The sequence below is a fragment of the Streptomyces sp. NPDC049887 genome, from assembly GCF_040656535.1.
In the GTDB taxonomy this organism is placed as follows: domain Bacteria; phylum Actinomycetota; class Actinomycetes; order Streptomycetales; family Streptomycetaceae; genus Streptomyces.
Window position 1 is genome coordinate 23356 of the sequence record NZ_JBFAMM010000028.1, and the last position, 21737, is coordinate 45092.

General features: G+C 73.3%; 11 protein-coding genes. 4 read left to right on the forward strand and 7 right to left on the reverse strand.

Annotation, left to right across the window (positions count from 1 at the left end; translation table 11 throughout):
* The first annotated feature begins 434 nt into the window (after positions 1-434).
* Positions 435-5378 (forward strand): NAD-glutamate dehydrogenase, encoded by a 4944-nt coding sequence (locus AB0J10_RS27625; protein WP_363065179.1) that lies wholly within the window; start codon positions 435-437, stop codon positions 5376-5378.
* 363 nt (positions 5379-5741) lie between these two features.
* On the opposite strand, the gene AB0J10_RS27630 is transcribed toward AB0J10_RS27625, so the two are convergent.
* Both AB0J10_RS27630 and AB0J10_RS27635 read right to left on the reverse strand, forming a co-directional pair.
* Positions 5742-6485, reverse strand: coding sequence for an ABC transporter ATP-binding protein (locus AB0J10_RS27630; RefSeq protein WP_363065231.1), 744 nt, complete (start codon positions 6483-6485; stop codon positions 5742-5744).
* Between the two features lie 82 nt (positions 6486-6567).
* Complete coding sequence (locus AB0J10_RS27635) at positions 6568-7467, reverse strand: ABC transporter permease (protein ID WP_363065232.1); 900 nt, start codon at positions 7465-7467, stop codon at positions 6568-6570.
* 153 nt (positions 7468-7620) lie between these two features.
* Here AB0J10_RS27635 and AB0J10_RS27640 point away from each other — a divergent pair, with 153 nt between their 5' ends.
* A complete protein-coding gene (locus tag AB0J10_RS27640; RefSeq protein WP_363065180.1) occupies positions 7621-8238 on the forward strand; it encodes a TetR/AcrR family transcriptional regulator in 618 nt (205 codons plus the stop codon).
* A gap of 490 nt (positions 8239-8728) precedes the next feature.
* Positions 8729-10465: a glycosyltransferase gene (locus AB0J10_RS27645; RefSeq protein ID WP_363065181.1), complete on the forward strand. Its 1737-nt coding sequence runs from the start codon at positions 8729-8731 to the stop codon at positions 10463-10465.
* A gap of 184 nt (positions 10466-10649) precedes the next feature.
* Here AB0J10_RS27645 and AB0J10_RS27650 read toward each other — a convergent pair whose 3' ends face one another.
* From AB0J10_RS27650 to AB0J10_RS27670, 5 genes are all read right to left on the reverse strand, one after another.
* The gene (locus AB0J10_RS27650; protein ID WP_363065182.1) at positions 10650-11630 is read right to left on the reverse strand and encodes a class I SAM-dependent methyltransferase; all 981 of its coding nucleotides are present in this window, start codon (positions 11628-11630) and stop codon (positions 10650-10652) included.
* A gap of 217 nt (positions 11631-11847) precedes the next feature.
* A complete protein-coding gene (locus AB0J10_RS27655) occupies positions 11848-12780 on the reverse strand; it encodes a carbohydrate ABC transporter permease (protein ID WP_363065183.1) in 933 nt (310 codons plus the stop codon).
* Positions 12777-14144: a sugar ABC transporter permease gene (locus AB0J10_RS27660; RefSeq protein WP_363065184.1), complete on the reverse strand. Its 1368-nt coding sequence runs from the start codon at positions 14142-14144 to the stop codon at positions 12777-12779. Before AB0J10_RS27660 ends, AB0J10_RS27655 begins: the two co-directional genes overlap by 4 nt.
* A gap of 7 nt (positions 14145-14151) precedes the next feature.
* Complete coding sequence (locus tag AB0J10_RS27665; RefSeq protein ID WP_363065185.1) at positions 14152-15534, reverse strand: ABC transporter substrate-binding protein; 1383 nt, start codon at positions 15532-15534, stop codon at positions 14152-14154.
* 202 nt (positions 15535-15736) lie between these two features.
* On the reverse strand, positions 15737-19489 hold the full coding sequence (locus tag AB0J10_RS27670) for an FHA domain-containing protein (RefSeq protein ID WP_363065186.1): 3753 nt from the start codon (positions 19487-19489) through the stop codon (positions 15737-15739).
* 412 nt (positions 19490-19901) lie between these two features.
* Between AB0J10_RS27670 and AB0J10_RS27675 the strand changes: the two genes are divergently transcribed.
* Positions 19902-21617: a protein kinase gene (locus AB0J10_RS27675; protein WP_363065187.1), complete on the forward strand. Its 1716-nt coding sequence runs from the start codon at positions 19902-19904 to the stop codon at positions 21615-21617.
* Positions 21618-21737: the final 120 nt, after the last annotated feature.

The window sequence follows — 21737 nt, forward strand, 5'->3', positions numbered from 1 at the left end:
GTCAACCTGCCCCGCGCACGCCGGTTTGCCAAGAGGCCACGTGTCGCTGTCCAGAGTGTCAAACTTCCGGCCCCGCTTTTGTACACATACGGCTCATGACGGGTCAGGGGTGGGGGGCGATAGCCTTGGACGCGTGATCAGCGCGATACGCCGAGGGGGCAGCGAAGCCCCCTGGAGGCACCGCCCAGCGGCAGCTGGGGGACCGCGCCCGGTGCGCCACAGCGGCCGGGTGCGAGCTGATCTTCCCCGCGGACCCGAGTTCGTTCGGGGTCCGCGTGGTCACCTCCCGGGCCCGACGCCCACATCGACCGACCACGGTCCGGACATCTCTCATCCCGGCACAGCGCCGACACCGAGCGGAGACCCCGCGTCACGGCGTCGTGCCTTCTTTTCCACCTACGTCACGCAACGGCGCGCGACAGGAGCCAGAGGACATGCAGACCAAGCTGGACGAAGCCAAGGCCGAGCTGCTCGAGAGGGCGGCCCGGGTAGCTGAGCACAGCCCGGGCGGGGGGCAACTTCCGACTGGGTCCGACAGCGGGGAGCGCCCTGACCGGGACCACATCCTCGCGTTCCTCCAGCGCTACTACCTGCACACCGCACCCGAGGACCTCACCGACCGCGACCCCGTCGACGTCTTCGGAGCGGCCGTCTCGCACTACCGCCTCGCGGAGAACCGTCCGCAGGGCACCGCCAACGTCCGGGTGCACACCCCGACCGTCGAGGAGAACGGCTGGACCTCCAGCCACTCGGTCGTCGAGGTCGTCACCGACGACATGCCCTTCCTCGTCGACTCGGTCACCAACGAGCTGTCCCGCCAGAGCCGCGGCATCCATGTGGTGATCCACCCGCAGGTCGTGGTCCGCCGCGATGTCACCGGGAAGATGATCGAGGTCCTCAGCGGCGAGCCGAACGGCGCCGCACTGCCGCACGACGCGCTCGTCGAGTCCTGGATCCACGTCGAGATCGACCGGGAGACCGACCGGGCCGACCTGAAGCAGATCACCGCCGACCTGCTGCGTGTCCTGTCCGACGTCCGTGAGGCCGTCGAGGACTGGGAGAAGATGCGCGAGGCGGCGCTGCGGATCTCCGAGGAGCTGCCGCAGGAGCCCATTCCGGACGATCTGCGCGAGGAGGAGGTCGACGAGGCACGCGAGCTGCTGCGCTGGCTCTCCGACGACCACTTCACGTTCCTGGGCTACCGCGAGTACAACCTGGTGGACGGCGACGCGCTGTCCGCCGTCCCCGGCACCGGCCTCGGCATCCTCCGCTCCGACCCGCACCACACCGGCGACGACGCCCACGGCCACCCCGTGAGTCCCTCGTTCAACCGGCTCCCCGCCGACGCCCGGGCCAAGGCCCGCGAGCACAAGCTGCTGATCCTGACCAAGGCCAACAGCCGGGCCACCGTGCACCGACCCAGCTACCTCGACTACGTCGGCGTGAAGAAGTTCGACGCCGAGGGCAACGTCATCGGCGAGCGCCGCTTCCTCGGGCTGTTCTCGTCGGCCGCGTACACCGAGTCCGTGCGCCGGGTCCCGGTCATCCGTCGCAAGGTGACCGAGGTCCTCGACGGCGCCGGCTTCTCCCCGCACAGCCACGACGGCCGCGACCTGCTGCAGATCCTGGAGACGTACCCGCGCGACGAGCTGTTCCAGACGCCCGTAGACGAGCTTCGCTCCATCGTGACCTCCGTCCTGTACCTGCAGGAGCGCCGCCGGCTGCGGCTGTACCTGCGCCAGGAGGAGTACGGCCGCTACTACTCGGCCCTGGTCTACCTGCCGCGCGACCGTTTCAACACCACCGTCCGCGAGCGGCTGACCGGGATCCTGAAGGAGGATCTCGGCGGCACCAGCGTCGACTTCACCCTGATGAGCACCGAGTCGGTGCTCACCCGGCTCCACTTCGTCGTCCGCGTCCCGTCCGGCACCGAGCTGACCCACCTCACCGACGCCGACAGGGAGCGGCTGGAGGCCCGGCTGGCCGAGGCCGCCCGCTCCTGGGCCGACGGCTTCACCGAGGCGCTCAACGCCGAACTGGGCGAGGAGCGAGCCGCCGAGCTGGCGCGCAAGTACGCCAGCGCCTTCCCCGAGGGCTACAAGGCAGACCACTCGCCGCGCGCCGCCGTCGCCGACCTGGTGCACCTGGAGCAGCTCACCCGGTCCGGCAAGGACTTCTCGCTGTCCCTGTACGAGCCGGTGGGGGCCGCGCCCGGCGAGCGCCGCTTCAAGATCTACCGCTTCGGCGAGCAGGTCTCGCTGTCGTCGGTGCTGCCGGTCCTCAACCGCCTCGGCGTCGAGGTCATCGACGAGCGCCCGTACGAGCTGCGCTGCGCCGACCGCACGCACGGCTGGGTCTACGACTTCGGTCTGCGGATGCCGACGGCGCCGGGCAACGGCGGGGAGTACCTGGGCGACGACGCCCGCGAGCGGTTCCAGGACGCGTTCTCGGCCGTGTGGACCGGGGCCGCCGAGAACGACACGTTCAACTCGCTGGTGCTGCGGGCCGGGCTCACCTGGCGCGAGGCGATGGTGCTGCGCGCGTACGCCAAGTACCTGCGCCAGGCCGGGTCCACCTTCAGCCAGGACTACATGGAGGACACGCTCCTCAACAACGTCCACACCACGCGGCTGCTGATCAACCTGTTCGAGGCGCGGATGGCCCCGGACCGCCAGCGGGCCGGCACCGAGCTGACGGACGCCCTGCTGGAGGAGCTGGATGCCGCGCTGGACCAGGTCGCCTCGCTCGACGAGGACCGGATCCTGCGTTCCTTCCTCACCCTGATCAAGGCCACGCTGCGCACCAACTTCTTCCAGGAGGCGGGCGGCGGCACCTGGCACAGCTATGTGTCGATGAAGTTCGACCCGCAGGCCATCCCGGACCTGCCGGCGCCGCGTCCGGCCTACGAGATCTGGGTGTACTCGCCGCGCGTCGAGGGCGTGCACCTGCGCTACGGCAAGGTCGCCCGCGGAGGTTTGCGCTGGTCCGACCGGCGCGAGGACTTCCGCACCGAGATCCTCGGCCTGGTCAAGGCGCAGATGGTGAAGAACACCGTCATCGTGCCGGTGGGCGCCAAGGGCGGCTTCGTCGCCAAGCAGCTCCCGGACCCGTCCGTGGACCGCGAGGCGTGGCTGGCGGAGGGCATCGCCTCCTACCGCACGTTCATCTCGGCGCTGCTCGACATCACCGACAACATGGTGGGCGGCGAGGTCGTGCCGCCGCCGGACGTGGTGCGCCACGACGGTGACGACACGTATCTGGTCGTCGCGGCGGACAAGGGCACGGCGACGTTCTCCGACATCGCCAACGAGGTCGCGATCGCCTACAACTTCTGGCTCGGCGACGCCTTCGCCTCGGGCGGTTCGGCCGGCTACGACCACAAGGGCATGGGCATCACGGCCCGCGGTGCGTGGGAGTCCGTCAAACGGCACTTCCGCGAGCTCGGCCACGACACGCAGACCGAGGACTTCACCGTGGTCGGCGTCGGCGACATGTCGGGTGACGTGTTCGGCAACGGGATGCTCCTCTCGGAGCACATCCGGCTGGTCGCCGCCTTCGACCACCGCCACATCTTCATCGACCCCGACCCGGACGCGGCCGTCTCGTACGCCGAGCGCCGCCGGCTGTTCGAGCTGACCCGCTCCTCGTGGGCGGACTACGACACCGGGCTGCTGTCGCCGGGCGGTGGCATCCACCCCAGGACCGCCAAGTCGATCCCGGTCAACGCGCAGGTCCGCGAGGCCCTCGGCATCGAGCCCGGGGTCACGAAGCTGACGCCGGCCGAGCTGATGAAGGCGATCCTGCAGGCGCCGGTGGACCTGCTCTGGAACGGCGGCATCGGCACGTACGTCAAGGCGTCCGGCGAGTCCAACGCCGACGTCGGCGACAAGGCGAACGACGCCATCCGCGTCAACGGGGAGGACCTGCGGGTCAAGGTCGTCGGCGAGGGCGGCAACCTGGGCCTGACCCAGCTGGGCCGTATCGAGTTCGCACGCGGCGGCGGCCGGGTCAACACCGACGCCATCGACAACAGCGCCGGCGTGGACACCTCCGACCACGAGGTGAACATCAAGATCCTGCTGAACGGCCTCGTCGCCGAGGGCGACATGACCGTGAAGCAGCGCAACAAGCTGCTCGCCGAGATGACCGACGAGGTCGGCGGGCTGGTGCTGCGCAACAACTACGCGCAGAACGTGGCCCTGGCCAACGCCGTCGCCCAGTCGCCGAGCCTGCTCCACGCCCACCAGCGCTTCATGCGCAGGCTGGGCCGGGAGGGCGCGCTGGACCGGGCGCTGGAGTTCCTGCCGAACGACCGGCAGATCCGCGAGCTGCTCAACAACCGGCACGGCCTGTCGCAGCCCGAGCTCGCCGTTCTGCTCGCCTACACCAAGATCACGGTGGCGGAGGAGCTGATCGGCACCTCGCTGCCGGACGACCCGTATCTGCGGGGTCTGCTGCACGCGTACTTCCCCAAGCCGCTGCGGGAGCAGTTCCCCGAGTCGGTCGACGGCCACGCGCTGCGCCGCGAGATCGTCACGACGGTCCTGGTCAACGACACCGTGAACACGGGCGGTTCCACCTTCCTGCACCGGCTGCGCGAGGAGACCGGGGCGTCGGTCGAGGAGATCGTCCGGGCGCAGACCGCGGCCCGCGCGATCTTCGGTCTCGGAGAGGTGTGGGACGCCGTGGAGGCGCTGGACACCAAGGTCGCCGCCGACGTCCAGACCCGGATGCGGCTGCACTCGCGCCGTCTCGTCGAGCGCGGCACCCGCTGGCTGCTCGGCAACCGGCCGCAGCCGCTGGAGCTGACGGAGACGATCGAGTTCTTCGCGTCCCGTGTCGAGCAGGTCTGGGCCGAGCTGCCGAAGATGCTCGGCGGAGCCGACCTGGAGTGGTACGAGGGGCTGCTGGAGGAGTTCACGGCCGCCGGTGTTCCGGAGGAACTGGCCACGCGGGTCGCCGGATTCTCCTCCGCCTTCCCGACGCTCGACATCGTGGCCATCGCCGATCGCACGGGCAAGGATCCGCTCGCCGTCGCCGAGGTCTACTACGACCTGGCCGACCGGCTGCGGATCACCGAGCTGATGGACCGGATCATCGAGCTGCCGCGGGCCGACCGCTGGCAGTCCATGGCCCGTGCCTCCATCCGCGAGGACCTGTACGCCGCGCACGCCGCGCTCACCGCCGACGTGCTCGCCGTGGGCAACGGGGCCTCGACGCCGGAGCAGCGCTTCAAGGCGTGGGAGGAGAAGAACGCGTCGATCCTGGGCCGTGCCCGGATGACGCTGGAGGAGATCCAGGGATCGGACACCTTCGACCTGGCGAACCTCTCGGTCGCCATGCGCACGATGCGGCAGCTGCTGCGCACGCCCAGCTGACCGGCTTCGCCGCAAGGGTGAAGGGGGCGTCCACCGCTGTGCGTCGTGGTGGGCGCCCCCTTCCGTGTCACACCGCTCTCGGCCCACGGCCTGCGGGCGGAGAGCACCGCGGGGGCGAGGAGCAGGCCGTGGCGGACGAGGACTGTCCTGCTGCCGACCGAGGTGACGTCGATGACGTCTGGTACTGCATCAAGTGACGTCGATGACGTCCGGTACAGCATCGAGTGACGTCGATGACGTCCGGTACAGCATCGAGTGACGTCGATGACGTCCCGCTACGGCACCGGGTGTGCGGGCGGGTCGTCATCGGCCCGCACTCCGGTCTGTTTCGTGGAGATCGCTGGGATTTGCCGGGATTCCCGGCTACTTCTTCTTGGTGAAGGCCTCGTACGCCGCGACGACCTCCTTCGCCGGGCCGTCCATCCGCAGCGTCCCGGACTCCAGCCACAGCGCCCGGTCGCAGGTGGCGGTGATCGCGGAGTTGCTGTGGCTGACGAGGAAGACCGTGCCGGCCTCCTCGCGCAGCTCGGCGATCCGCCTCTGGCTGCGTCGCTGGAATCCGGCGTCGCCCGTGGCCAGCGCCTCGTCGATCAGCAGCACGTCATGGCTCTTGGCTGCGGCGATGGAGAAGCGCAGCCGGGCGCTCATGCCCGAGGAGTACGTGCGCATCGGCAGTGAGATGAAGTCGCCCTTGTCGTTGATCCCCGAGAAGTCCACGATCTCGTCGTAGCGGGCCTGGACCTCGTCGCGCGTCATGCCCATCGCGAGGCCGCCGAGGACGACGTTGCGCTCACCTGTCAGATCGCCCATCAGGGCCGCGTTGACCCCGAGAAGCGACGGCTGGCCGTGGGTGTAGATCCGCCCCCGGGCCGTGGGCAGCAGACCGGCGATCGCCTTCAGCAGGGTGGACTTGCCCGAGCCGTTGGAGCCGATCAGCCCGATCGCCTCGCCCTTGTGGGCGGCGAAGCTGACGCCCTTGACGGCGTGGACCTCGCGGCCGCCGTCCCGACGGGGGCGGCGGGAGAGGATCCGGCTCAGTGCGGCGGTGGCGGCGCCGCGGCCGGTCTTCGCGCCGTTGACCTTGTACGTGATGTGGACGTCGTCCACGACGACGGTCGGGGTTCTGCCGGTCCGGGTGCCCCCGGCCGGGGTGGTGTCCGCCGGTTCCGCCGGCCGGTCGATCGTTGCGTCAGCCACGGCCGTACTGCTCCTCCGCCTTCCAGAAGTACACGAAGCCGCCCACTCCGAGGAGTACGGCCCAGCCGAGGGCGAGTGCCCAGACGTGTGGCGGCAACTGGGCCTTGGTGTAGCTGTCGATGAGCGCGAAGCGCACGAGGTCGATGTAGACGGCCGCGGGGTTGCACCGCAGGGCCAGGACAACCGCCCCGGGCAGTTCCATGTGCTTGAGGACCACGGGGATGCTCCACATCACGCCGGACACGTACATCCAGGTGCGCAGCAGGAACGGCATCAACTGGGCGATGTCCGGGGTGCGGGCCGCGAGCCGGGCGACGACCATCGCGACGCCGGTGCTGAAGACGGCCTGGAGCGCGAGGGCGGGCACGGCCAGCAGCCAGGAGAACGTCGGGAACTCGCCGAAGCACATCAGGATCACGGCCAGGGCGCCCATGGAGAACATCAGCTGCTGGAGCTGTTGCAGGGCGAGCCCTATGGGGAGTGCGGCGCGGGGGAAGTGCAGGGCCCGGACGAGGCCGATGTTGCCGGAGATCGCACGGGTGCCTGCGGTGATGGAGTTGGCCGTGAAGGTCCAGATGAACACGCCCGTCACCAGGAACGGCACGAAGTCCGGGACGTGCTTCCCGGTGTTCATGAGGACGCCGAAGACGAAGTAGTAGACGGTCGCGTTGAGCAGCGGGGTCATCAGCTGCCAGACCTGGCCGAGTCGCGCCTGGCTGTACTGGGCGGTGAGGCGCGCGGTGGCGAAGGCGGTGATGAAGTGCCGCCGGGACCAGAGCTGCGCGATGTACGTGCCGAGCGGCGGCCGCGCTCCGCTCACGGTCAGCCCGTGCCGGGCGGCGAGTTCGCCGAGGCTGGGGGATTCCGCCGGTGGCGCCTGTGGCGGGGTGATCGTCTGGCTGCTCACGCTGGTCACTCGCTCGCTCTCGCCGGGGTCGGAGGCAGGACACGGTCGAAACGACGACGTTGGGACGGTTCCGTATCGTCGCTACGGGCGAGACTAGGACGGTCGACGTCGCAACGCAACCGTCTCGTCGTCACGGGTATGCTCCTGGGCATGACCACGGACCCCCGCACCCGACGCCGCCCCGCGGGAGCCGCAGTGCTCCGGGAGGACGTGACCGAGGCGATCCGCGCCGCCGTCTTCGAGGAACTGGCCACGGTCGGCTTCGCCCGGATGTCGATCGAGGGCATCGCCCGCCGGGCGGGCGTCGGCAAGACCGCCGTCTACCGGCGCTGGAAGTCCAAGCTCTCCCTCGTACTCGACCTGGTCTCGGCCTTCGCCGCGCAGGGCCTCCCCGCTCCGGCCACCGGCTCGCTGTACGGGGACGTCCGTGCGCTTCTCGAGGTGGCCTCGCACGCGTTGCGCCACCCCGTCGCCTCCCAGGTCATCCCCGACCTGCTGGTCGAGGCGGCCCGCAACCCGGAGATCGCCGACACCGTCAGGGCGGCCCTGTTCGACAGCCGGCAGGGCGTCGCCGCGGTCGTCGTCCGGGACGCGGTCGCCAGGGGCGAGCTTCCGGAGACGGCCGACACCGACCACGCCCTGGACCTGATCCTCGGCCCGCTCTACTGGCGGCTCGTGGTCCTGCGCGGCGATCTGCCCGAGGGGTACCTGGACGATCTGGCCGCATCGGTGGTCGCGGCGCTCACCCACGACTGACGCGCGGGCGCGGGTTCGGCGCCCGAGGAGTCGGCCGGTCCGGCGTGTCGGGTACGGCCCGCCGCCGTGGCCGGCTAGCGCACCGTCGGACTGGTGCGCACGGCGCGCCCCGACGGCGATCCGGCCGCCCACGGTCCGGCGTGTCGGGTACGGCCCGCCGCCGTGGCCGGCTCGGCGCACCGTCGGACTGGTGGGCACGGCGCGCCCCGACGGCGATCCGGCCGCCCGGTGCGCCCGCCCCCGCACCCGCGGCACCCGCGGGGCGGGTACCGCGCCCGCCGGTGGTGCGCAGGCGCCGCCTCGGCTGTGCGGTGCCCGACCGCGCGCCCGGCTCGGCGTCTGCGGGGAGCTCGGGTACATCACCCCGCCGCGCGCCGGAGCATGCGCTCGACCGGGTGGGTGATCGGCCCCGCGGCGCGTAGCCCCCGCCGGGAGAGGGTCGTTGCTGTGGCGGCGGGCGCGGAGTGCCCGCGCGTGTGGAGGACGCGCCATGAACTCATCGAGCAACGCCGGTATCCCGGCCGTTCCCGAGGACCCGGACGGTACGGACGCCCTTGACGTCACCGTCGTCGTCGCGGTCCGCGAGGAAGGCTGCGGGGGTGTCGGCCGGAGTCTGGACTCCCTCGCGGGCCAGACCATCGGGGCGACCCGGATCGAGGTACTGGTCGCGGAAGGGGCGCGGCGCCCCCCGGACGGTGGGGCGCTGCCGTCGCCGGCGGGGGGCGGACCCGGCTCGCAGGCGGACGGTGCGCATTGTCCGCCGGCGGCAGGGCCGCCGCGGGACGCACCGGCGGCTCCGTCCTCGTCGTGGCCGTCGGCATCATGGCCGTCGGCCTCGGCCTCGGCGTCGGCGTACGACGTAGGGCCGAGGCCGTACGGCGGTCGGCTCCGGGCGCCCTCCGACGCCACCCGGTCCCGGTCGCTGACGGAACCCCTCACCGTCGAGCGCACCGGAACCCTCAACCAGGCCCTGGCGTGCGCACGCGGGCGATATCTGTTCTTCCTCGACGCGGGTGACATCCTCGGCCGGGAGGCCCTCTCCCGGCTGGTCGACGCGGCCGACGGCCACGGAGCCGACGTCGTCTGCGCCAGGACGGCGGCCTCGGGCGCGTGCGTCTTCGCCCGTACCCGTCACCGCGTCCCCCTCGACGAACCCGGGCTGCCGTGGGAGCTGTCCGTCGCCAAGTTGTTCCGCCGTGAGCCGCTGCTGCGTCACGGGCTGCGGTTCGCCGACGACGTGCCGGCCGCTCTGGGCGAGCAGGCCTTCACCCTCGAAGCGCTCTTCCGGTCGCGCGGTGTCGCCGTGCTGGCCGACTACGACTTCCGCTTCGCCGGTCTCCCGGGCCCGCGCACCGGCCGTCGCCCCGGCCCCGAGGGCCGCGACTCCCGGGCGGCCCTGACCGCCGCCGCCGGGGAGCCCGGCGGACTTGAGGACCTGCTGCGCGGGACGGCCGCGGCGATGGCGGTCACGGCGCGCTTCACCGGGCCCGGCCCCCTCGGCGACGGCTTCCACCTGCGGCACTTCGCCCACGAGGGCGACGTACTGACCGGCTCCGCCTTTCTCAGGGCGCCGGAAGCCGTGCGCCGCCGGGTGTTCGCCGGGGTCCGCCGGCTGGTCGCCGACCACCTCGGGGACGCCGTACTGGCCGGGCTGCGGCCGGGGCTCAGGCTCCGGCTCTCGTACGTGCGCGCCGGTGACGAGGCCGGGCTGGTCTCGGTGCTCCGCTACGAGGCCGCGCACGGCGTACCGCCCCTGCGTACCGACCTCGTCTCCGCGGACTGGCGGCGTACCGGCACCGCAAGTCACACGCTCGTCGTCACCGCCCGTACTCCGCTGCCGCACCTCGGGGCCCTCGGCGTGCGCCCGGTCCGGCTCACCGGCAGCCCGGAGGCCGGCCGCGTCCTGCTGCGGCCGGCCTCCGACGGAGCGGGCACGGACATCGAGGTGCGGATCCCCGCCGAGGCCTTCCCCCCTGGCCGCACCCGGATCGGGCTGAGCACGGTGCTGCCGGGGACCGGGCACACGGCGGCCGTGGCGCCCGGAACCGTGGCCCGACAGGCCCACGGTCTGCGGGGGCTGCGTCCGTACCGGATGGATGTGTGCCCCGACGGCGCCGACGGACTCGTGGTCGCCGTGGCCCCCGTCGGGCCGCGCCGCGCGGGACGCTCCCGGGGGGCGCCCTTCCGTCTCGTCGGCGGGTCTCCCGGGCCCGCGCGGTACTCCTGACGCCTCCGGGTGCCGGGGCTCCGCCGCGCCGGCCGCTCCCGCCCCCCGGTTTCCGTTCCGGACGCGCGGACGCGCGGACGCGCGGGGGCTCGGAAGCCCGGAAGCGATACGGACGCCCGGGAGGCGGCGCGGTGGCCCTGCGCCGGGAGGCGCCGGCCACGATCGCCCCCGCACCCGTTCCCGGCTACGCGCGCCGGCGGAAGGTCCGCACCAGCGCGCGGGTCAGCAGCGGTGGCAGCAGGTCGCGGACGAGCCTGCGGGCTCGCGGCGACCCGGTCCGGGGGCGCGGCGAAGCGGGAGCCGGGCTCGCAGCCGGGGCGGGCGCCGTCCGGTCGGCCCCCGCCGCTTCGCTGACCGGCTCCGCCCGGTGGCGCGAGCGCGGATGCTCCGGGACCTCGGCCCTGCGGCCGTCGATGCGGACCAGCGGGGCGCCGGCGACCTCCTCGACCCCGTGCCACAGGTCGGTACGGGTCTCCAGCCAGCCGAGCAGTTCCGCGCGCACCTGCGTGGGGTCTCCCCAGGTGCCGTACAGCTTGGTCCCGGTGATGCACAGCGGTGTGAGCCCGGCGGTCGCCACCGCACCCCAGACGGCGGCGGCGACCCCGGGGCAGTGCTCGGCCCGGAAGTCGTCGAAGACGACGACGCCCTCGGAGGTGAGGAGCCGTTCGGCGGCCCGGATGTCGCCGTGGACGTGCTCGTACAGGTGTGAGGCGTCGATGTGGACGAATCGGCAGCTGGCCGCGCGGACCCGGGAGGTGATCACCGAGGTCGGTGCCTGGACGAGGCGCGGCAGCTCGTCGTGGAAGGACAGGTAGTTGGCCTCGAAGGCGCGACGGGTGAGCGTGGCGTACGAGCGGTCCATCTCGGCGCTGTTGGACGCGTCCGGCGCCGGCGAGTCCCAGAGGTCGCAGACCGTGAACTCCTCGCCGGGTCGCAGGTACGAGCCGATGAAGATCGCGCTCTTGCCCAGGTAGGCCCCGAGCTCCAGCAGATCGCCCGCGTGCCCGTGGTCCCGCTGACGGCCCAGGAACCAGTCGAACAGCAGCTGGTCGACCGGCCGGAACCATCCCTTCACGTCGTCGAGCCGGGCAGGCCGGGGCAGTTCGTCCCCGGTGGGCGTCGTGGACCGGTCGGGGAACTGCACCTGTGCGCTCGTCTGGGACATGAATGTCTTCTCTCTCGGAACGACGAAGGCTGCCACCCCGGTCCTAGTGCCCGAAGGTGTCGGGGCGTTGGCCGGCAGATGTTGAACGGGTGGGGCGCGGATGTGGTGCGGGCGGCTCACGCACTTGGGCCCGCACACCCGGTCGATACGGCGACCGTGCGTACGGGCCCGTGGCGGTGGATCCCGTTGTGTGCCGTTCTGTGCCATCCGGGTGCGGTCACTTCACCGCGCCCGCCATCACCCCCGAGACGAACTGGCGCTGGAAGGCGAAGAACACCGCGAGCGGAATGAGCATCGAGACGAACGCCCCCGGCGCCAGGACGTCGATGTTGTTGCCGAACTGCCGTACCTGCTGCTGGAGCGCCACCGTGATCGGCGGCGACTCGGAGTCGGCGAAGATCAGCGCGACCAGCATGTCGTTCCACACCCAGAGGAACTGGAAGATGCCCAGTGACGCGATCGCCGGCCCGCCGAGCGGCAGGACGACCCGGGTGAACAGCCGGATCTCGCCGGCGCCGTCCAGCCGCGCCGCCTCCAGCAGCTCCCTGGGGATCTCCGCGAAGAAGTTCCTCAGCAGGAAGATCGCGAACGGCAGTCCGAAGGCGACGTGGAAGAGCACCACGCCCGTCGTCGTCTCGAAGATGCCGATCGTGCCGAACAGCTTCGACACGGGCACGAGCGCCACCTGCACCGGCACGACGAGGAGTCCCACGACGGCGAGGAACCACCAGTCCCGGCCCGGGAAGTCCATCCAGGCGAACGCGTAACCGGCGAGCGCCCCGATCACCACCACCAGCACCGTCGCGGGCACGGTGATCGTGATCGTGGAGAGCAGCGAGTCGGTGATCGTCTCGTTCCGCAGCAGCCGCGCGTAGTTCTCGGTGGTCAGCTGCGTCGGCGCCGTGAACACCTCCCACCAGCCGCTCGCGCTGATGTCGGCGGGCGAACGCAGCGAGGAGAGCAGCAGCCCCACGGTCGGCAGCAGCCAGAACAGACCCACCAGGACCAGGACGACCCGCAGCACCCCGCCACCCGTGCGGGCCGCGATGCGGGAGGCGAGCGACGGCCCGGGCCGGACGGTGCCCACAGGGGCGGCGGGGCCCGCGGAGGGGCCGGCGGTGACGGAGGTGCCCGCCTCGTCGGTGCTCATCGGCGCGTCTCCCTTCGGATCCGGCGGATGTTGAAGGCCATCACGGGGATCACCAGCAGCAGGAGCAGTACGGCGATGGCGCTGCCGACGCCCAGGTGTGCGTCCGTGCCGAACGACGAGCGGTACAGCTGGAGGGCCAGTACGTTGGCGTCGTCCTGCGCGGAGCCGGGCGCGATGATGAACACCAGGTCGAAGATCTTCAGCACGTTGATCATCAAAGTGACCAGGACGACGGCCAGGACCGGTGCGAGCAGTGGGACGGTCACCCGCCGGAAGACCTGCCACTCGTTGGCGCCGTCGACCCGTGCCGCCTCCAGGAGTTCACGCGGCACCGCGGCCAGCCCCGCGGCGATCAGCACCATGGCGAAGCCCGCCCACATCCAGAGGTAGCTGCCGATGATGGCCGGGGTGACGAGGGAGGGGCCCAGCCAGTCCACGCCGTTGTAGGGCTCCCGGAAGTTGCTCCCGGGCAGCCGGAGGACCGCGCCGTCCGCCTCCTTCGGCAGCGAGAACGTACCGTCGGCCGCCGCGGTGGTGGTGGCGACGACCCTGCCGTCCCTGACCGCCTCGATCGCGATGCCCTTCAGGCCCGGTTCCCCGGCGTCGACGGCGTCCACCGTGCCGCCGCCGCCCCGGGTGAAGTCGAGCCAGGCGGTGCCGGTGATCCGGCCGTCGGCCGCGGCCGGCGCCGTCCTCGCGGGCCGGGCGTCGGACGGCATCCTGTCGGCCGGGACACCGACCAGTGGCAACCGCACCGGACTGCCCGCGCGGACCGGCTGCTCGGTGACGAACGCCCCGCCCCCGGCGGGCTTCAGCGCATGATCGGGTCTCGGGCGGGCCTTGGGGAAGCTCGCCGACTCGGCGAAGGTGTCGTGCACGCCCACCCACACCGCGTTGGCGACACCGCGCTCCGGGTCCTGCTCGTACACCAGCCGGAAGATGATGCCCGCGGCGAGCATCGAGATCGCCATCGGCATGAAGACGACCAGTTTGAACGCCGTGCCCCAGCGGACCCGTTCGGTCAGCACCGCGAACATCAGACCGAGGGCCGTCGCCACGGTCGGCGCCGCGACCACCCAGATCGCGTTGTTCTTGACGGCGGTGAGGATGGTGTCGTCGGTGAAGATCTCGACGTAGTTGCCGAGGCCGGCGAAGCCGTCGCCGGACCGGTCGAAGAAGGACCGGTACGCCGAGTACCCGATCGGGTAGACCACGAGCGCGCCGAGCAGCACCAGCGCGGGCAGCAGGAAGCCGGCCGCGACGAGACCCCTGGTGCCGGTCACGCTCCTGCGCACGCCGCCCCCGGCGGCGGAGGGCACGGCGGAGCCCGCCGCCTTGCCGGGGGACGTCTCGGGGGACGTCATCGCGGCGTCAGTTCCCGTAAGCCTTGGCGGCGTCGGCCTCCAGCCGCGCCTGCGTACCGGCGACGTCCTTCGGGTTCTTCAGGAAGTCCTGGAGCGCCTTCCACTCGCCCTTGCCGGGTGTTCCGCCGAACGACTGCGGCATCTGGTCCGACATGTCGAAGCGGAAGTCGTCCCCGGCGGCGATGAGCGCCTTGGCGATGTCCCGCTGCACGTCGTTCGGGTACTCGGCGACGTCCAGCGACTTGTTCGGCGAGATGAAGCCGCCGGTCCCGGCCCAGATCCGCGCCGCGTCGGGGGAGGCCAGGAACGTCAGCAGCGCCTGGGCGCCCTTGGTGTCCTTCAGCGCCACCGCCGCGTCCCCGCCGGTCACCACGGGGGCCCGGTCGCCGACCGCCGGGAACGGGAACACCTTGGCGTCCGTACCGATCTTCGCGTCGGTCTGCGCGATGTTGACGGTCACGAAGTCGCCCTCGAAGACCATGGCGCCCTTGGGCTGGTCGCCGCCGGTGAAGGTCTGCGTCACCGACTTGGGGAACTCCGTCTGCAGCGCGCCGTTCGCCCCGCCCGCGATCAGCTCCGGCTTGCCGAACAGCTCGCCGAGCGTCGTCAGGGCCTGTGCGACGGACGGGTCCGTCCATTTGATCTCGTGCCTGGCCAGCTGGTCGTACTTCTCCGGACCGGCCTGCGAGAGGTACACGTTCTCGAACCAGTCGGTGAGCGTCCAGCCGTCCGCACCGCCGATCGAGACCGGGGTGACGCCGGACGCGGAGATGGTCTCCGCCGTCGTCAGGAAGTCCTTCCAGGTCTTCGGCACCGACGCGCCGGCGTTCTCGAAGACCGCGTTGTTGTACCAGACCAGCGACTTGTTGGCGGCCTTGAAGTACACGCCGTACGGAGTGCCGTCGACCGAGCCGAGGTCCTGCCAGCCCTTGGCGTAGTTCTTGGCCAGTTCGGCCTTGGCCTCGGGGCCCAGGGGCTTGGCCCACTTCTGGTCGACGGCCTGCTTGACGGCCCCGACCTGGGGCAGCATCGCGACATCCGGCGGGCTGCCGCCGGCGATCTTCGTGCCGAGGAAGTTCACGATCGGGTCCTGCGCGGGCACGAAGGTGACCGTCGCCCCGGTGCGTTTCTCGAACTCGTCGAGGACTTTGGTGAAGTTCTCCTGCTCCGGACCCGTCCAGACCGCCGCCACCTCGACCTTCTGGCCGTCCAGCCTCGGCAGCTCGACGGTCGCCGAGGACTCGGAGCCCGGGGTCGCGTCCGCGCCCCCGTCACCGTCCTCGCCGCCCCCGCCGCAGCCGGCCAGGGTGAGTGCGCCCAGTGCGGCCAGGGCCACCACGGCGGAGCTGCGAGTCGTCCGAGCCGTACGAGCTGTGCGAGTTGTGCGCATCACTGCCCCGTCTCTCCCGCGCCTGCGAAGGGGCGCAGCTGTGACGCAGGCCACGCCCGTTCCGTCCGTGCGCTCAGGTCTACGCCCGGGGGAGGGGTGAGGCAATACCGCCTTCGCCGTCAACTGGGTGATCGTGATGGGCTCGTGACGTGCTGTCAAAGCCCCTGCGGTGCACCGTGCCCCACCCGCCCCGGCCCCGGTGTCAGGAGCGGGCGGGTGTCAGCGGCGGGACCGGAGCGGCGTCGACGGAGCGGGCCGCACGGTCCAGGGCGCTGGCGAGCAGGGCCAGGTCCGTGGGGCCGTTGCCCAGCTCGCGAACGGGCCTGCGGGCCGGCGGGTCGCCCATCCGCTCCCAGGCCAGCTCGACGACCGTGGGCCGCAGGGTCGCCGTCCGCGGGATACGGCCCGTCACACGACCGCTCTGGAACGGCGTCACCCGTCCGTCCGGGTGTCCGAGCCTGCCGCGCCCGGGTGCGGGGTCGTCCGGGCCGGGCGCCGCGGGCGGCGTGTCCAGCACCACCCTCAGCCGGGTGCTGCGGGCGAGCTCCGTGTCCGCCGTGCGGTCGGGGCGTGCGGACGTCGCGACCAGATGGACTCCGAGGCGCTGCCCGTCGCGGGCCACCGCCTCCAGCGCCCTGACGACGGAGCCCGCCGCGGGGCGGCCCGGACTGCCGAGCGCGGGGGCGACGAGGGCGTCGTAGTCGTCGACGAGCACGACGAGGCGGGGCAGCGGCCGGGGTGCCCCCGCGCCTGTGGCGTCCGTCCTCGCCCGGCTGCCCGCCGGGCGGAGTCTGAGCGTGCCGCTGGGCGGCGGGTCCACGTCGCCGTGCGCGTCGGCCCGGGGCTCGGACCGGCTCTCCGGGCGGGACTCCGCGGCGCTGGGCGGGCGCTGGCCGACCAGCCGCCCGGAGACCTCGCGGAGCCTGTGCCACTCCTCGAACGCCTCCCGGCCCAGCAGCTCCGCCCGCCGCTTGAGCTCCGCGCCGAGCGCCTGGGCGAACTCACGCATCCGCAGGGGATCAGAGGCGACCAGGTGCTCGGTGACGTGGGGGAGGTCGGTCAGCGCCGCCAGGCCCTCACCGCGCTCGCCTCCCGCGCCGTCCACGAGCAGCAGCCCGAGCCGGTCCGGACGGCCGCCGGCCGCCAGCGAGGCCGCGATCGCCCGGAGCAGTTCCGTACGGCCGCTGCCCGCGGGCCCCTCGATGATCAGGTGCGGGTCCTCCGAGGTGAGGTCGACGGCGACCGGTCCCCCGGGGCCGGCGCCCAGTACGGCCGTACCGGCGGTGGCCGACGCCCAGCGGGCCATCAGCGAGGCCGGGGTGGCCCGGGCGAGGCCCAGCTCGTCCAGCAGCCGCGCCGACTGCGGCAGCGGGGCCGCCGACGCCCGGCCGTGCGCCGGGGCCTCCCCTTCGGCCAGCAGCGGCGCCAGGGCACGGCCGAACCGCTCGGCCCACGCCGCCGAGACCGCGTCCACCGCCGCGACCGTGCCGTGGCCCGCCGGATGCCCCCCGGCCGTGCGCAGCAGTCGCAGCGCCGTCGCGACATCGCCGCTGAGCAGCCCCACGGCGCCGCACTCCCGGAAGGCCGGCGACACCGCGCCGGCCTCCTCGTAGGTCGCCGCCACCGGGGAGAGCGGTGAGGCGGGCGGGGTCTCGGCGAGGCAGACGAGATGGATGCCGGCGGCCGCGCCGCCCCCGGCGAGGCGTGCCGTGGTCTCACGCAGCGCGGCGGAACCGGGGTCGCCGTCGAGCACGACGAGGGTGCGCGGCCCCGTGTGACGCGCCGCCGCCTGCTCCACCGCCCGGCGGTCCGCGCTCGGCCAGCCGGGACCGAGCGGCCCGTCGTCCAGCCGCCGGGTCAGCTCGGCGGTCCTGGCGGTGGCCTGGTCGCGGTCGTAGGCGAGCAGCAGCCGGCAGTCCTGGCCGTGGCCCGGCCGCAGATGCGGCAGCCAGCCGAGCCAGCTCCACGCCTTTCTGCGCTCCTCCAGCGGTCTGGCGCGATCGGTGCTGATCAGCACGATCTCCAGTTGGGCGGGCGAGTGGAGCGCGGCGGCCTGGGCGACGACGGAACGGGCGAGCCCCAGGAGCCGGGCGCGCGGCCCGGCGAGCCCCAGTGACCCCGCCTCGCGCAGGCCGACGGTGACGGGCACGGCGGGGGTGTCGGCGCGGTCGGCGGTGCCGAGGCGGACTACGAGCGTCTCGGGGTGGCCCGCGTCGCGCTCCCACAGGCGCGGTCCCGGGCCGAGGGCGGTCAGCAGCACTGCGGCGGGATCGGGCCAGATCTCGGCGGTGGGCTCCGCGGAGGGGGACGGGCCCCCGCCGCCGCCCGCCTCCCCGGAACCGGGCTCGTCCCGGGACCCGGCGAGCCGTCGGGCCCAGGCGCCTATCCCGCGTCTGCGCCGCCCGCCGCGCTCGGCGTCCGGGCCCTGGCGGCCCCCGGCGGCCCCGAGGCCGTCCGCGACTCCCGTGCCGTGGGTGGTGGCGCCGTCGGCGGCGGGCGACCCGCCGGGGGAGCCGCCGCCCGTCCGGACGCCGCGAGGCCCCCGGCCGGACGCGTCCTCCCCGCCGTACGGGGCCCGGTCGCCGGGGGCGTCCGCGTTCCGGGGGTCGTGCGTCGGGTCCGCGCCGGGTGCCGTGCCGTGTGCGGGGCCTGCCGCGGCGGTGTCTCGGGTGTCTGTTGGGTGTCCGCCGTGTCCCGTCCGGTCCCCGCCGTACGGGATACGGCCGCCGGCGCCCGGGCCGCCGCTTCCGGCACCGGCCCCGACGTCCGTGGCCGGGCGCCCGCCGTACGGAGGAGTGCCGGCGCCCCCGGGGCCGGGGAAGCCGGGGCCGGCGGCGCCCGGGGCCGTGTGCCCGTCCCGCGCTCCGGTGCGGCCCCGTGGGGCGTCGCCGCTGTCCGGGCCGTCCGGGCGGGTGACGCCGCTCGCGTACGCGGTGGGCGTGGCGCCCGCCGGACGGTGTCCGCCCGGCGCGGTACCGCGCGGGTCCGGGATCGCCGGTCGTCCTCCGGCATCGCCGTGATCGCCCCTGACTCCGGCCGTGGGCGCCGGCCCACGGCCGTGGAACGGGGCGTCGTCGCCCCGGAGCGAGGCCGAGGCCGTGCCGGGGCCCGCCGCCCGCTGCTCGCCCGCCTCGCGCGCCCGGGCCCAGGACGGGACCCGGTCCGCACGGTCGGAGTCCGGGGCGGGATCCGCCGCGGGGCGCCGCACCCGCAGGTGGCCCTCGCCGTCCGGTGCCGTGACGGGACGACGGTCCGCGTGGGACGGGGGGCCCGGAGCCGACGGACCGGGACCGGACGCCGTCGGACCGGAACCGGAACCCGGGGAAGCCTGGGTGGCGGAACCCGTGGAGGCCCGTGCGGCCGCCAGCCGGAGCGTGGACTCGCCGACGCGCAGCAACGCCCCGGGGCCCAGCCGTACCGGCCGCCGCCCGACCTCGGTGCCGTCCAGCGTCGTGCCGTTCGTGGAACCGAGGTCCGCGACCGTGACTCCGCCGTCCTCCGCGACCGTGACCTCGCAGTGCAGCCGCGAGACGTCCGGGTCGTCCAGCGGTACGTCCGCCTCCGCGGCGCGCCCGATCCGGATGCGGCCCTCGTGCAGCAGATGGACCCCGCCCGCGTCCGGCCCCGCGATCACATGGAGCTGCGTCCGCGCCGCCGCGCCCTCGTGGTCGGCCGCCTCGTCCTCGGCGGGCGTCTGGAGGGACAGCACCGCCCCGTCGACGAGCGGGGGCTCGCCGAGCGCGCACCGCTGGGCGTCGAGCCGCTCCCGGCCCGCGTAGAGCACGACCGTCCCGGACGACGGCGCCTCCGGCCCCGACACGGTCGCGGCCAGCGCCGAGGCGACCGCCGACAGCGCCGTGCCCGCCGGGGCCGTGACGAGCACGTCGCACGCGCGCGCGCCGCCCTGTGAGGACTGGCCGCTGCGCGGCGCGAGGACGGTCAGCCGGATCTGCATCGCCGTCAGCGGTCCCTTCTGCGCGGGGTGCCCGGCAGGGGAGCCGCCCTGTGATTCCCCCCACCCGGCAGGTCGGCACGGACGGGGGCTCTCCCGACCCCACGGCCCCGTGCTGGAGGCATCCTCGCATCCGTCACGGACAACGCGCCCGGGGCCCACCCGTAAGTGATCTTGATTGGTCGGCTCTGGGCCCAAAAGTGCCTGGTTGGGATCGTCTCTGCCGTGCGGCGCACGGCCGTTCGGCAACCAACGGGGCGTTCCGGACGTCTTAACCGCCGATCCGCTGATCACTCCGGTGACCCGATCGGCGGCACTACAGTGGGTCGGACACCCGGACGGAGCCAACCATGGACCGGGGAAGCGGAACCACGAGGAACGACGTTCCACCGACGATCAGCAGGGAGCGCATGACGTGCGGCCGGTAGGGAGCAAATACCTGCTCGAGGAGCCGCTCGGCCGCGGCGCCACGGGCACCGTCTGGCGAGCCCGCCAGCGAGAGACCGCGGGCGCCGAGGCGGCCGTGCCCGGCCAGCCCGGCGAGACCGTCGCGATCAAGGTCCTCAAGGAGGAGCTCGCGAACGACGCGGACGTCGTGATGCGCTTCCTGCGCGAGCGGTCCGTCCTGCTCCGGCTGACGCACCCGAACATCGTGCGCACCCGCGACCTGGTCGTGGAGGGCGACGTCCTGGCCCTGGTCATGGATCTCGTCGACGGACCGGACCTGCACCGCTACATCCGCGACAACGGGCCGTTCAGCCCGGTCGCGGCCGCCCTGCTCACCGCCCAGATCGCGGACGCGCTCGCCTCCAGCCACGACGACGGCGTGGTCCACCGCGACCTCAAGCCGGCCAATGTGCTGCTCGCGGAACGCAACGGCGAGATGCACCCGATGCTCACCGACTTCGGCATCGCGCGCCTCGCCGACTCCCCGGGCCTGACCCGTACGCACGAGTTCGTCGGCACTCCCGCGTACGTCGCGCCCGAGTCCGCCGAGGGCCGCCCACAGACGTCCGCCGTGGACGTCTACGGCGCCGGGATCATGCTGTACGAGCTGGTCACCGGCCGTCCGCCGTTCGCCGGCGGCACCGCGCTCGAGGTGCTCCACCGCCATCTCAGCGAGGAGCCCCGGCGCCCCTCCACCGTCCCCGGCCCGCTGTGGACGGTCATCGAGCGCTGTCTGCGCAAGGAGCCGGGCGAGCGGCCGAGTGCCGAGAACCTGGCCCGGGGCCTGCGGGTCGTCGCCGCCGGTACCGGAGTGCACTCCACTCCCGCTCAGATCGAGGCGGCGGAGGGCGTCGGCGCCCTGCTTGCCCCGGACCCGTCGCCGGCCACCGTCCCCGGGATGCCGGGCGCGGCCGACCCCACCCAGGTGCTGCCGGCCAACGCCGCCTCCTACAACCAGGGAGGCGACGGCTCGTACGACCCGAACGCCGCGACCAGTGTGCTGCCGCAGTCCGGCCCGGCCGGTGCCGCGGATCCCACCAGCGTGCTGCCGCGCGGTGCGGCGGGGGACCCGACCGCGATGATGCCGCCCGTGCCCCCTCGCCCCGACGGTCCGTCGCAGTCCGACGGACCGCACCCCTGGCAGTCCCAGCTGCAGGCCGCCCGGGACCGCAACGAGCAGACCCAGGTCCAGTACCTCGATCCGAGCCAGGACCCCCTGCGCCGCCGCCCGCAGCGCCGCCCGGCACCGCAGCAGCAGCAGCCTCAGCAGCAGCCTCAGTCCTACCGGCAGCAGGGCAGGCGGCAGCCGCAGCCGTACGCCCCGCCGCCGCAGCAGCAGTACGCGCCCCAGCCCCAGCGCAGGAGCGCGCCGCCGCAACAGCCGCCGCGTCAGGCCCCCCAGCGCCCGCCGCGCGAGCCGCGCCCGCCCCGGCAGCGGAGCTCCAACCCGATGCGCATCCCGGGTCTCGGCTGTCTCAAGGGCTGCCTGTTCACGCTCGTCCTGTTCTTCGTGGCGGGCTGGCTGATCTGGGAGCTGACACCGCTCCAGGACTGGATCGCCCAGGGCAAGAGCTACTGGCAGGCCATCGGTGACGCCGTGTCGGGCGTTTCGGACTGGATCTCGGAACTCGGCGGCAGCCAGTCCGGAACCGGAACGGGAACGGGCGCCGGCACGGGCCAGTAGAGCCGCCGCACACGACCACTCTGTCGCTATGTCGACTTCTACGGGGGAAAAAGCCCCGCAGAAGCGACGGTTGGCGCCATCCGGGGCACGAGGCACCCCGAGACCCGCGTAGGTTGATGG

Bases quoted from the DNA above. Each gene is read 5' to 3' on its own strand.
- AB0J10_RS27650 (WP_363065182.1), bottom strand. From the start codon at position 11,630: ATGTCCCAGACGAGCGCACAGGTGCAGTTCCCCGACCGGTCCACGACG.
- AB0J10_RS27660 (WP_363065184.1), bottom strand. From the start codon at position 14,144: ATGACGTCCCCCGAGACGTCCCCCGGCAAGGCGGCGGGCTCCGCCGTG.
- AB0J10_RS27645 (WP_363065181.1), top strand. From the start codon at position 8,729: ATGAACTCATCGAGCAACGCCGGTATCCCGGCCGTTCCCGAGGACCCG.
- AB0J10_RS27665 (WP_363065185.1), bottom strand. From the start codon at position 15,534: ATGCGCACAACTCGCACAGCTCGTACGGCTCGGACGACTCGCAGCTCC.
- AB0J10_RS27640 (WP_363065180.1), top strand. From the start codon at position 7,621: ATGCTCCTGGGCATGACCACGGACCCCCGCACCCGACGCCGCCCCGCG.
- AB0J10_RS27670 (WP_363065186.1), bottom strand. From the start codon at position 19,489: ATGCAGATCCGGCTGACCGTCCTCGCGCCGCGCAGCGGCCAGTCCTCA.
- AB0J10_RS27625 (WP_363065179.1), top strand. From the start codon at position 435: ATGCAGACCAAGCTGGACGAAGCCAAGGCCGAGCTGCTCGAGAGGGCG.
- AB0J10_RS27655 (WP_363065183.1), bottom strand. From the start codon at position 12,780: ATGAGCACCGACGAGGCGGGCACCTCCGTCACCGCCGGCCCCTCCGCG.